15 protein-coding genes are annotated in these 12196 nt (G+C 42.5%); 9 read left to right on the top strand and 6 right to left on the bottom strand.

The genetic code is table 11. The features are described 5' to 3' along the window. Positions 1–201 precede the first annotated feature (201 nt). The gene (locus tag ACQCT5_RS18665; RefSeq protein WP_499644050.1) at positions 202–450 is read right to left on the bottom strand and encodes a hypothetical protein; all 249 of its coding nucleotides are present in this window, start codon (positions 448–450) and stop codon (positions 202–204) included. Between the two features lie 210 nt (positions 451–660). Between ACQCT5_RS18665 and ACQCT5_RS18660 the strand changes: the two genes are divergently transcribed. Further along, positions 661–1062 carry a fluoride efflux transporter FluC gene (locus ACQCT5_RS18660; RefSeq protein ID WP_499644048.1) on the top strand — a complete coding sequence of 134 codons (402 nt, stop codon included), beginning with the start codon at positions 661–663 and terminating at the stop codon, positions 1060–1062. Next, a complete protein-coding gene (gene crcB, locus ACQCT5_RS18655; protein ID WP_499644046.1) occupies positions 1059–1448 on the top strand; it encodes a fluoride efflux transporter CrcB in 390 nt (129 codons plus the stop codon). The genes ACQCT5_RS18660 and crcB overlap by 4 nt, the downstream gene beginning before the upstream one ends. A gap of 79 nt (positions 1449–1527) precedes the next feature. On the opposite strand, the gene ACQCT5_RS18650 is transcribed toward crcB, so the two are convergent. Continuing rightward, positions 1528–2832: a LytS/YhcK type 5TM receptor domain-containing protein gene (locus ACQCT5_RS18650; protein ID WP_499644044.1), complete on the bottom strand. Its 1305-nt coding sequence runs from the start codon at positions 2830–2832 to the stop codon at positions 1528–1530. 115 nt (positions 2833–2947) lie between these two features. Between ACQCT5_RS18650 and yoyC the strand changes: the two genes are divergently transcribed. Further along, positions 2948–3235 (top strand): protein YoyC, encoded by a 288-nt coding sequence (gene yoyC, locus ACQCT5_RS18645; RefSeq protein ID WP_499644042.1) that lies wholly within the window; start codon positions 2948–2950, stop codon positions 3233–3235. A gap of 19 nt (positions 3236–3254) precedes the next feature. On the opposite strand, the gene ACQCT5_RS18640 is transcribed toward yoyC, so the two are convergent. Then, positions 3255–3767, bottom strand: a complete 513-nt coding sequence (locus ACQCT5_RS18640) for a MerR family transcriptional regulator (protein WP_499644040.1) — start codon at positions 3765–3767, stop codon at positions 3255–3257. Positions 3768–4056: 289 nt separating this feature from the next. On the opposite strand from ACQCT5_RS18640, the gene ACQCT5_RS18635 reads away from it, so the two are divergent. From ACQCT5_RS18635 to wrbA, 4 genes are all read left to right on the top strand, one after another. Continuing rightward, on the top strand, positions 4057–5358 hold the full coding sequence (locus tag ACQCT5_RS18635; protein ID WP_499644038.1) for a helix-turn-helix domain-containing protein: 1302 nt from the start codon (positions 4057–4059) through the stop codon (positions 5356–5358). Positions 5359–5370: 12 nt separating this feature from the next. After that, positions 5371–5535 (top strand): hypothetical protein, encoded by a 165-nt coding sequence (locus ACQCT5_RS18630; protein WP_499644036.1) that lies wholly within the window; start codon positions 5371–5373, stop codon positions 5533–5535. Between the two features lie 210 nt (positions 5536–5745). Continuing rightward, positions 5746–7668: a S8 family serine peptidase gene (locus ACQCT5_RS18625; protein ID WP_499644033.1), complete on the top strand. Its 1923-nt coding sequence runs from the start codon at positions 5746–5748 to the stop codon at positions 7666–7668. A 166-nt stretch (positions 7669–7834) separates the two neighbouring features. Then, complete coding sequence (gene wrbA, locus ACQCT5_RS18620) at positions 7835–8449, top strand: NAD(P)H:quinone oxidoreductase (protein WP_499644031.1); 615 nt, start codon at positions 7835–7837, stop codon at positions 8447–8449. Positions 8450–8499: 50 nt separating this feature from the next. On the opposite strand, the gene ACQCT5_RS18615 is transcribed toward wrbA, so the two are convergent. Then, positions 8500–8826 carry a hypothetical protein gene (locus tag ACQCT5_RS18615; protein WP_499644029.1) on the bottom strand — a complete coding sequence of 109 codons (327 nt, stop codon included), beginning with the start codon at positions 8824–8826 and terminating at the stop codon, positions 8500–8502. Positions 8827–8996: 170 nt separating this feature from the next. Here ACQCT5_RS18615 and pgoN point away from each other — a divergent pair, with 170 nt between their 5' ends. Then, positions 8997–9779: a glyoxal/methylglyoxal reductase gene (gene pgoN / locus ACQCT5_RS18610; protein WP_499644066.1), complete on the top strand. Its 783-nt coding sequence runs from the start codon at positions 8997–8999 to the stop codon at positions 9777–9779. A gap of 39 nt (positions 9780–9818) precedes the next feature. On the opposite strand, the gene ACQCT5_RS18605 is transcribed toward pgoN, so the two are convergent. Then, the gene (locus ACQCT5_RS18605) at positions 9819–10637 is read right to left on the bottom strand and encodes a FixH family protein (RefSeq protein WP_499644027.1); all 819 of its coding nucleotides are present in this window, start codon (positions 10635–10637) and stop codon (positions 9819–9821) included. A 148-nt stretch (positions 10638–10785) separates the two neighbouring features. Here ACQCT5_RS18605 and ACQCT5_RS18600 point away from each other — a divergent pair, with 148 nt between their 5' ends. Beyond that, complete coding sequence (locus tag ACQCT5_RS18600; protein WP_499644025.1) at positions 10786–11205, top strand: GNAT family N-acetyltransferase; 420 nt, start codon at positions 10786–10788, stop codon at positions 11203–11205. 10 nt (positions 11206–11215) lie between these two features. On the opposite strand, the gene ACQCT5_RS18595 is transcribed toward ACQCT5_RS18600, so the two are convergent. Continuing rightward, positions 11216–12109 (bottom strand): RluA family pseudouridine synthase, encoded by an 894-nt coding sequence (locus ACQCT5_RS18595; protein WP_499644023.1) that lies wholly within the window; start codon positions 12107–12109, stop codon positions 11216–11218. Positions 12110–12196 lie beyond the last annotated feature (87 nt).

Below are 12196 nucleotides of genomic sequence, written 5' to 3'. Positions count from 1 at the left end.
CTTTCTCTGTAAAAAGCTTTTTAGTCATAATTCTCCGTCTCCAAATTCATGATGTTATATTGATTATACAAAAAGACCCTATAGAGAGCACTTTTTTTAAGTGTCTACTCTATAGGGTACATTTTAATAATGGGCCAGCTTCTTTTTTCTGCTGAGGTGCAGCTTCGAGAGCTGCACCTCAGCAGATGATGATATGGGACATTATCTTGCTTCTTCCGAATGTTCAACTTCCTTCAATATCTGGGTAAGCTTTTTTCTGTTCAAGGAAATGACGCGTTCGGAAAGCGCCTTTTTCAATGAAAGGGGGTAATCCTCTGCAAGCTCATTTCGGACAAAAGATAAATGCTGCTGCAATTTTTCCTGTAATAAGGGGGTGGTCACCCTCATTCTACTTTCGGCAGTCTTATCTCCTCTGACGTCCGCTGATTGGTTCCTTTCCTGCTGCTCCACAAAATACTCCTCCTAAGGTAGAGTTTGGTCTATTCTATATTATTCCCAGCAAACTATAACCAATACAGCCCCCGAAATAAAAAATCTCCTCCATGCATCGTGGTGTGCTTCCCTTCAAACATCACACCACGGTGAATTCTCACTTCAATTGTATTACAATAGAATTAAATTATTGTTAGGGGCCAGACCCCGGAAGGTGAATGAAGATTTATGGCGAATGTGGTGGCGGTTTTCGTTGGTGGCGCAGCAGGGACTTTGTTGCGTTATTGGGTTAATGTTGGGTTGCTTGGGTTTGGGTTTCCACTCGGGACGGTGGTGGAGAATCTGCTTGGGAGTTTTGTGTTGGGTGTTCTGAGTGGGGTGTTTTTGGTGGTGCAGAACAGGGAATGGTTGAGGCTTGGTCTTGGAGTCGGCTTGTGTGGGGGCTTTACCACGATGTCCACGTTTGGAAGCGACGCTTTCCACTTATGGATGGATGGACAGATGCTTGAAGCTGCGTCATATGTTGCCGTTACGGTTATCTTAGGGATAGCTTTGGCTTTTCTGGGAATCCACTTGGGTATGAAAGCTGGAGCGCTTCGCGGTAAGTCCGGAAAGGTTGGGGCGGAATGATGAATGAAGGTATTCTACACCTGATGGTTATCCTTGGCGGTGGCACTGGCGCTGTTGCCAGATATTTAGCTGGAGTAGCAATAATGAAGCGCTATCCTTCCCCGCGTATTCCAGTTGCCATGCTCATGGTCAATTTAGCCGGTTCATTTGGTTTGGGGATGTTGATGGGCCATCTGCATGAAGAACCTGAACTTTACGGCAATCTTCTTTTCCTTTTAGTAGGTATCGGGTTTTTCGGGTCTTTCACTACTTTTTCCACTTTTAGTATGGAGGCCGTGCAGCTGCTGCAGGCAGGATATTTCAAGAAAGCCGCACTTTATATCCTGATAAGTGTATTTGGTGCAATTATTGGCTTTACAATCGGTTATGCCTTAATCGTCAATTAAAACATGCAGGTCATTTTCTCATGCTAAATAAACAAAAAAGTCCTTCAACCAAATAAAATGGATAAGGACTTTTTTCATCTTATGGAGATACAACTCTATGGTTAAGCTGGCTTCTTTTCTTGATATAAGCAGGAAGTGTTAACTGGATCACGTTACTCCGGAAAAAACCGCGTTTCACTTCAATATCACCATAATGAGCGAAAAGTACGGAAAAAGCGGCATTGACTTGGTCGTTATGTATATTTTCAGATGGATACTGATAAATTTCAAGTAGATGAAGGGTAGTTTCTTTCATTTTGCCCTCCACATCCACAATTTCAAAAATGACATCGTTTCCTCTTCGGAAGTTTTTCACAGCAATCTTCCCTCCAGAAGCCGGCATTGCATCCATGCAGATTTTGAGGATACTTGTGAAGGATTCTGACAGCAGTTCCATATTCCCTCGAAGACGAAGATTACGCAATGGTCCCCCATTAAGCTGAATGTGATTATTTACTGCGTAGGTGTGCAATCGATCCATTACCTTTTCCATCAGTTCTTTGGAGGAAAGGGATTTGGCTGGAAAAGTGTCTGATGAATTTGACAGATTGATGTAAGACTGGATAATGGACTCTGCACGGTCCAATTCTGAAAGGATGATAGGAACATATTCTCTGTTTGTTTTGTTTTGCTCGGCCCCAAGCAATTGGGTGAAGCCCTTTACCATTGTCAAAGGTTTATGGACCTCTTCCGATACATCTGTAGCTATGCTGGTTACATGCTGCAGCCTTCTCATACGTTTCAACTGTTTTTTAAGGTTACCGAGTTCAAGACAATATTCAATAAAGTAAATAAGTAGAAATAAAGAAAAGCATAGAATCAGCCAACATAATAGTCCGGTCAGGTAAATGTCGGGAGCAGGTAAGACTCCCGACATTCGCTTGTATAAAATGAAAACAAAATAAATGGGAAGCTTTACAGTTACAATTAAAAAGGAAAGCAGATATTTTTTATTTTTATGATATCCCTTCCATCGAGGTTGTAGAAAAGCGGGTAAAAGCACGATAAATGGTACCGTCAAAAAAATGGAAAGAAAGCTGGTTGATCCTGTCGTAAACAACGGATAGACAAATATAAGGAGAATCGTCAAAATTCCGGAAAGATAACCACCATATAAAATGGATAAGATGACAGGGATAAGTGCCAGATTAAAAATGTAGCCATCCTGTAATTCAATAGGGAAATGCATGCATATGATTACAGAGACAGCGCCATACAAAAAGAACGTCCATTGCCTTTTGAATTCCGATATGTTAGGTTGGAATTTATTCTCAAAGTGGTAATATAGAAATAAAGGTAGAAATAAAAAGAATAATTGTAGTAGAATATCTTTCAGTAGATTCATTGCGAGTCCCCTTAATCAGATGCGATAAGTACTATTATTCATTAACAAAGTACCATAAATTGAAAGAAAATTCTATATGTTTGACGAATTTTGTAAGAAAGAGGGCGGAAATTGTATGGAGAACCCGGATAGACTATTAGAGGCGTATATGGAACTCTGGAGTAACCGATCATTATCTCATTCTGCAAAACCCGTGACCGGGCAGCTGGAAGAAGCGATTATAATAGAGCTGAAGGATGAATTGACCCATCCCCGCACAAGAAAATCTCCATTGGCAAAATATTTCCTTGCAGTTAAGCGGATAAGTGGATCCACTCTGAAGGAAACAGAGAAACTGGGATTAATACATCAGTTCAACCTTGTAATGGACCAACTGCTTTTGGACGACAAAAAAAGAAGCTGACCAAAAAAAGTCGGCTTCTCTAAAATCCAAAGATGGAGCGGAACATACCACGCCGTTTCGTTTTAACCGGTTGGTCAAAAATAAGGGGCGGTTCGTATTTCTTTACACTCGGAGTCTGCAGGGTAAGGATGATCTCCTCCAATTCCCCAACTCTTTTTGTTAGTTCTTCAATTTCTTTTCTCTGTTGGAGCAGCTGGTAGGATACCACCTCATCCGCTTTTTGGTCCAACAATCGTTCTACTCTATTTATTCTGTCATATAGAAGGTCCATTTTCTGCTCCTTTGGCTCGTTGGGCTGTTGGATGATGGATGTAGGTTCTGTAATTGGAGGGGGAGACTCATATTCATCCAGCGACCCTGCAACTTCTGAACTAGCTTTTAAGGTTTCCAACAAGAGAATAGCTTTCTGATCATATACATAGTGTCCATAATCATTTTTGCTGCAAGGGATTTTGTATTTCTGTACCCATTTACGGATGGTTCTGGGTGCCATCCCCAACTCTTTTGCAACTTCATGTGTTTTTAATTCCATATAACATCCCTCCCTTACACAACACTATTAAACATTCAATGAAGAAATCCTTTATAGTAGACAAAACTAGTTACTGTTCGTCAAATATAGTGGAAAAATAACAAGGGTTAAGTATATGTGGGAGGATGGGGAAATATTCCCATTAAAAATATGCCTAGAAAACTATAAATAATGGTTACTAAATGGATTTAAGCCTTTTATAATAAAGAAGAGACAGTTTTTAGTTACATAGACTCACACTTAGTAATCTGAATATTTAGAATATAGATATTGCGGAGGAATGGTCCATATGATAAAGATCGATCAACAATCTGCCAAAACAACTAAAATGGATATCGGTAGTAAGCTGAAGTTTTTTCGCATCCAGCGCAATTTAAAGCAAGAGGATTTGGCCAGGGGAATCATTTCGGTTTCCTATCTTTCCAAAATAGAAAACAATTTGACCTCCCCAAGTGAGGAAGTATTACATTTGTTATGCGAGAGGCTTGGAGTCAGTCTGATCGAGCAGCAGGACGAGACCATCCTTGGCGAGCTGATGGCCTGGTACAAGTTGATGATCACAAGCAACAGCGACGAAATAAAGCTGCGGTATGAACAGCTCTCCTTGAAGATTCAGTCTGTCAATACGAAAACATACATGTATTTCATTCTATTTGAACTCCGCTACTATCTTTATCTGCGGGACTTGGAACAGGCCAAGCTGCTTATTGATAAGCTGGTACAATTCCATGATATTTTCGATTTGCAGATGCATTATTACTTTAAAAAGTTCCATGCGATTTTCAGCTACCGCCAGAACAATTACTCCGAAGCACTTGAGCATCTGAAAGCAGCCGAGAAGCTACTACAGCGGAGTACCGTGTTTGAAAGCGCGGAGGAAGCCGATCTCTATTATCTTTTCGGTCTCACCTATAGCCAGACGACAAAAGTCCCCTTGAGCATCACACATACAACGAAGGCACTGCATATCTTCCAGGCAATTTATGATCTGAAAAGAAGTGCGGAGTGTCAGGTGCTTCTCGGGATATGTTATCGCAGAATCGGGGAATATGACCGGTCCGAGGAGAGCTACCTACTGGCACAGAAGCTTTCCGAATCCTTGAATAATACGTATTTACAGGCACTGATCTATCACAATCTAGGGAAATTGTACTCCATAAGGAAGCAACACCCGCGAGCAATTGAAGAGTTTGAGAAGAGCTATTATCTGAAAGAGGGCAGGAACCTAGAAAGTAAACTGGATTCCATCTATTGCCTACTGATAGAGTACGACCATCTGGGAGATACCGAACAGTGCAGGAAATGGCTTCATCTGGGGAAATCCCTGATGGCAGATCCAGAGGAACATATCGAGCATCATTATTATTTCACCATTTTCGAATTTATTCTAGAGGGAAATTATGATGATTTGGATACTTTTTTCTTGGAAGTGGCGCTCCCTTTTTTCCAGCAGCATGACTTTAAGGAGCCTATTATAAAATATGCGGAAAAACTCGCTATCTACTTTGAGTCCTGCTACAAGTACAAAAAAGCGAGCTACTTCTATTCTTTGTGTTACCAGGAGTTAAAGAAGCAAACATTTTTATACTAAGGAGAGGGTCAGATGAAAAAATTATTACTCGTTTTCTTATTGGTTGGTTTCATTTTCTCTAGTGGTCATGATGGTAGCGTCACACAGCAAAACCAGAAAGTGGTGGCGGTTGCGGGAGCTCCGGATATGTTTTCCCCTTTGAAGGATGAGCATCCGGATCCGCTTCCAAACGGTTGATATTGTCAAAGCACACGTAAGTCCCTTTAGGGATGAGACGTGTGCTTTTTATTTTGCGGGGTGACTTTTGGCAGTGCTTTTCCATTGGGAAAGTAGGGCGGAAAAGTGCCCAACAGAATGCCTTTTAAGTCTGAATTTTCCCAATATAAAGTATAGGTTTTGTGTGCTAAATTTAGGGGGAGTTACGAATCGAAAGGAGTGGAGTTCAAGATGAGAAAGAAGAAAAAGGTGTTTTTATCAGTTTTATCGGCTGCAGCTATTTTGTCGACTGTTGCGTTAAGTAATCCATCTGCAGGTGGTGCAAGGAATTTTGATTTGGATTTCAAAGGAATTCAGACAACAACTGATGCTAAAGGCTTCTCCAAGCAGGGGCAGACTGGTGCTGCTGCATTTCTGGTGGAATCTGAAAATGTGAAACTCCCAAAAGGATTGCAGAAGAAGCTTGAAACAGTCCCGGCAAATAATAAACTCCATATTGTCCAATTCAATGGACCGATTTTAGAAGAAACAAAACAGCAGCTAGAGAAAACTGGAGCAAAGATTCTCGACTACATACCTGATTATGCATATATTGTCGAGTATGAGGGCGATGTTAAGTCAGCAACCAGCTCCATTGAGCACGTGGAATCCGTGGAGCCATACTTGCCGATATACAGAATAGATCCCCAACTTTTCACAAAAGGGGCATCAGCGCTTGTAAAAGCAGTGGCGCTTGATACAAAGCAGCAAAATAAAGAGGTACAATTAAGAGGAATCGAGCAAATCGCCCAATACGCAACAAGTAATGACGTGCTTTATATTACGGCAAAACCTGAATATAAAGTGATGAATGATGTGGCTCGAGGAATTGTCAATGCGGATGTGGCTCAGAGCAGCTACGGTTTATATGGACAAGGACAGATCGTAGCGGTTGCCGATACAGGACTTGATACAGGTCGCAATGACAGTTCGATGCATGAAGCCTTCCGCGGGAAAATTACGGCACTATATGCACTGGGTCGCACGAATAATGCCAATGATACGAACGGTCATGGTACGCATGTGGCTGGCTCTGTATTAGGAAACGGTTCCTCTAATAAAGGAATGGCACCTCAGGCGAATCTTGTCTTCCAATCTATCATGGATAGCGGTGGAGGACTTGGAGGTCTACCTTCGAATCTTCAAACCTTATTCAGCCAAGCATACAATGCCGGTGCCAGAATTCATACAAATTCCTGGGGAGCAGCGGTGAATGGCGCTTACACGACAGATTCCAGAAATGTGGATGACTATGTACGCAAAAATGATATGACGATTCTTTTCGCTGCCGGGAATGAAGGACCGAACGGCGGAACCATCAGCGCACCAGGTACAGCTAAAAATGCGATTACAGTCGGTGCTACGGAAAACCTCCGTCCAAGCTTCGGATCTTATGCGGATAATATCAACCATGTGGCACAGTTCTCTTCCCGTGGACCGACAAAGGATGGACGGATCAAGCCGGATGTCATGGCACCGGGAACGTTCATATTATCAGCAAGATCTTCTCTTGCACCGGATTCCTCCTTCTGGGCGAACCATGACAGTAAATATGCATACATGGGTGGAACGTCCATGGCTACACCGATCGTTGCAGGAAACGTGGCACAGCTTCGTGAGCATTTTGTGAAAAACAGAGGCATCACACCAAAGCCTTCTCTATTAAAAGCGGCACTGATTGCCGGTGCGGCTGACATCGGCCTTGGCTATCCGAGCGGAAACCAAGGATGGGGCCGAGTGACATTGGATAAATCCCTGAACGTTGCCTATGTGAACGAATCAAGTTCTCTATCAACTAGCCAAAAAGCGACGTACTCATTTACTGCTACTGCCGGCAAGCCGTTGAAGATCTCCCTGGTATGGTCGGATGCACCTGCAAGCACAACTGCCTCCGTAACGCTAGTCAATGATCTGGACCTTGTCATTACCGCTCCAAATGGCACACAATATGTTGGAAATGACTTTTCTGCGCCATACAATAACAATTGGGATGGCCGTAATAACGTAGAAAATGTATTTATTAATGCACCGCAAAGCGGGACGTATACGGTTGAGGTACAGGCTTATAACGTACCGGTTGGACCACAGAACTTCTCGTTGGCAATTGTGAACTGATAGAATAGTAGACAAGGAACCGCTGGTAGTTGCCAGTGGTTTTTTATCGTTACAAACTTTATGAAAAGTGCCATTTTCGTTTGAAATCAAGATAAAAGGGTAGAGGTACTATATGGTAATCGATATTTTTTGGTAAATCCTTAAACAAAAAGGAGAGGTTGGATTTATGACTGATAATGTGAAATTGGCAATCATCTATTACAGTTCCACAGGTACAAACTACAAATTGGCCAAAACAGCGGAAGAAGCAGCGAAGGAAACAGGGGCTGAAGTTAAGCTTGTAAAAGTTCCTGAGCTAGCACCGGAAGAAGCGATAAATGGTAACCCAGCTTGGAAGGCGCATTTGGAGGAGACGAAGGATGTTCCTACTGCGAGCCTGGATGATCTCGTGTGGGCGGATGCGTACATTTTCAGTGTACCAACAAGGTATGGAACTGTTCCGTCGCAAATGAAGCAGTTCCTGGATACAACAGGTGGGCTATGGTCGGAAGGCAAGCTTGCAAATAAGGTGGTCAGCGCGATGACATCTGCGAGTAATCGCCACGGAGGACAGGAGCAGACAATCCTTAACCTCTATACAACCATGTTCCATTGGGGAGCAATTGTAGCGGCACCTGGCTATACGGACGACTCGATTTTTGCTGCAGGAGGAAATCCTTACGGGACAAGTGTAACGGCAGATCAGGAAGGAAACTGGAAGGAAGATGTGACAGCAGCAGTAAAGCATCAGGCCAAACGTACCATCCAGGTTGCAGGCGCCTTGAAAAATGGAATGCAGTAACAAAGACAAAAAACTCATCACCCAGCTTTAGAGACGCTGGGTGATGAGTTTTATTTATTTTTCGCTTGAAATTGTCTGATCAGATAAGTTCGCCTTACAATAAGGTACGATACAAGTACTGTTACACATAACAACATGACTATCAGGTTGAATAGCATCCCGCCGAGATAAAGGAGTCCATCTACTCTTATGGTCAGGTAGTACCATATACTGGTGGTCACAAACCAGGCAGCAACCACAAAGGAGAGGCTTATTACAGTGTGGAACAGGAATGCTCCCTTTTTCAGAACCATCTGTGAGACATAAAGGTAACTGATCATCGTGGAAGAGACAATCACCAACACGTTCAAGAGCATCAAATAGTCAAACATCTCCATCGAAAACTCCTTTTTTCTATGTATATCCTGGGACAAAAAGAAGTGTGAATCCGAGCATTTAATTTGCAACTTGCCTGAAATCGGTCATAATGAGTTTATTAATGAATAGGAGGCTGATTCCTTTGTTAAATGATTTAACTTCAACGACGACTTTACATAATGGGGTGGAAATGCCCTGGTTTGGATTAGGTGTATTCAAGGTGGAAGAGGGGCAGGAAGTGGAAAGCTCCGTTAAAATGGCTATTAATGCAGGTTACCGCAGCATCGATACTGCAGCCATCTATAAAAATGAAGATGGTGTAGGCAAGGCGATCAAAGAAGCTGGCATTCCCCGTGAAGAATTATTCATCACAACAAAGGTATGGAATGCCGATCAAGGGTATGAATCCACTCTTGCTGCATTTGAGGCAAGCATGGAGAAGCTTGGCTTGGAGTATCTGGATTTATATCTCGTTCACTGGCCTGTAAAAGGCAAATACGTCGACACTTGGAAAGCATTGGAGAAGCTATATGCGGATGGAAAGGTTAGAGCAATCGGGGTAAGCAACTTCCACATCCATCATCTTCAGGACATTCTGGATGTGGCAGAAGTGAAGCCGATGGTGAACCAGGTGGAATATCACCCTAAACTATCTCAAGTTGAACTGCTTAACTTCTGTAAAGAGAATGGCATCCAAATGGAAGCATGGTCTCCACTAATGCAGGGTGAACTGCTACAAAATGAAGTGCTGATGGAGCTAGCAGAGAAATACAACAAGTCAGTTGCACAGATCATCCTTCGCTGGGACCTACAGAATGGTGTCGTTACCATTCCTAAATCTGTAAAAGAGCACCGTATCAAGGAGAATGCTGATATCTTCGACTTTGAAATCACGGATGAGGATATGCAGAAAATCCATGCGTTAAATGAAAACAAACGTGTTGGTCCAGATCCGGATAATTTTGATTTTTAATATACAAAAAAAGATGACCCCTCGAGGTCATCTTTTTTATTATTCCACTTCGAGCTCTTCCAATTGATGCTCATGAAGCTCTTCTTTTTCTACATGGATCTGGACATTATGCATGCCCTTTTCCTTGAAGGTGGTTGTTGCTTCATATACACCTTCGCTAACTTCAGCGGCATCGATATATTCATGCTTTTCGGCATCCACATGCCACACCTCAAAGCGGACCGTCGCGTTCTTTAGAGCTGCATTGTCTTTTTTTAATTCCGTGGACAAAGTGACTTCCTGGTTTACTTTTACTGCTTCTTTATTATTAAGTGTCATCATTAATGTTGCTTCGTGTTCGTGCTCATGACTTTCATGGTCTGAATGGGCTTCCCCGTCATGGCTGCCTTCGTGATCGGAATGCTCGGAATCATGGTCATGACCTGATTTCTCGTCCTCTTTAGTAGCAGGATCAGGATTTCCCACGGTGACTTCAACTCTTGGCATGACATGCATGTCTCTTGCAGTAGTATGAGCCACGACGAAGTAAAAGCCTTCTTCTTCAAAAGTCTTCGTAAAGGAATAGATGCCAGAACCATCATTTTTCCCTTCAATCATTTCGTGGTCCTTTTCCTGTCCTTGTTTCCAGACTTCAAATGTTACCTCGTTCGCGTCCTCTACTTTTTCCTCGCCTTGGGTAACGAGCGCTTCAATTTTCACTTCTTCATTCGATTCAATCTTTTCAGGAAGAAGTACTTCCACCTCCACCATTTCCGGAAGTTTGTCTCCATTCCCTTTTGTGGTGTCTGAGTTATTGTTTCCGCAAGCTGTTAACAGTAGAACAGCAAATATGCTTAAGAATAATGATAATTTTTTCATCGTTACCTCTCCTTTATCTATATGCATTCATTATATCTATAAAAATAACGCACAGATTTGAAAAAAAGATCAATCTTGTGAATTTTTAAGGTACTATAGTGTTAATTGCCAAACGTAAGATTATTTATACATAGGAGAGTGAAATAGAATGATCAAACACCTTCAATCAAAAGAAGAATTGCTGCAGGGATATCTCGTATTAAAGGAACTGCGAACACATCTAACAGAAGAAACTTTTTTTGATATGTACGAAAAGATGAAACAAGAAGGCTATGAAATCCACGGCTTTTATGAGGGGAAGGAAGTTACTGCTGTTTCCGGTATCGTCCCTCTGACAAACTATTATGATGGCTATCATATTTATGTGTATGATCTAGTGACAGCAAGTCATGCAAGATCTAAGGGTTACGGGGAAAAGCTCTTGTCACATATTGAGGCGCTGGCAAAAGAAAAAGGTTGCAAGGCTATTACGTTATCTTCCGGACTGCAGCGCAAGGATGCCCATCGTTTCTATGAAGAAAAAATGGAATATGATAAAACGAGCTATGTATTTAACAAAGAGCTGTAGCACCAAAAAGCTACAGCTCTTTCCAGTCACATGAAAGTGTGAATGGGGAAAAATCAGTCGGAATCGGTGCCTCAACAGTGGTGGAACCACTTTGAAACGGATAAGGAACAGTTAACTTCCAGGCATGCAAACTGTGACGTGAATGCTTGCTCTTCGCCCCATACAACGTGTCCCCAAATAGCGGGTGGCCGAGGCTGCTCATATGGACGCGTATCTGGTGTGTCCTGCCGGTATCGATTGTGAGTTGCACCAGTGTAAGTTTTTCTTTCGTGAATACCTTCAGCACTTTGTAATGGGTAACCGCTTTTTGGCCGCTTGGTGAAATCCTCCGGCGGGAAGCATGGTGTCGGTCTTTACCGATGGCTTTATCGATGGTGCCGGAAGAACTGGACAAAACACCCTCAACAAGGGCAACATAAGTTCTTTTAATACTCCGTGCCGCAAGCTCCCTATCTAAGATGGCGCCACTTAAGCTATGCTTCGCAAAAAGGATGGCTCCACTTGTATCCTTGTCCAGCCTATGAATATGACGGACTTTTGACTGTATCCCATTTTCCACGAAATAGTGAGCAACTCCATTGGAAAGCGACTGCTGATCGGTTTCAGAGGAGGGATGTGTTTCCATATCCGCAACCTTATTTACAATCAACAGATGCTCGTCCTCATACAGAACGGAAATGTCCATGATGTTCGGAGCTGGGCTTACTTCTTCGGAAAACACAGGAAGGATGATCGTATCTCCGGTCTGCAGTGCGTGTGTCCAATTGGGGATTTCACCATTTACCAATACTTTTTTCGACATGCGTAATTCATGAAGCAGCCCCTTTGGCACCCCTACTATATCCTTTAGATATTCCTGTAAGGAGTGAGCATTCTCCATATGGACACTTAACTGTATTTTCATAGGTAAAACTCCTTTAAATAGATAGAAGGGATGTCCTTCTTTTTGTCGTTTCTAGTCTTGTGATTCCATTAACTACCTACGCAATAA

It is taken from the genome of Sutcliffiella halmapala (genome assembly GCF_050107295.1).
Classification (GTDB): domain Bacteria; phylum Bacillota; class Bacilli; order Bacillales; family Bacillaceae_I; genus Sutcliffiella_A; species Sutcliffiella_A halmapala_A.
The sequence above is the reverse complement of the archived record's forward strand: the minus strand, read 5'-3'. Positions and strand labels throughout refer to the sequence as shown.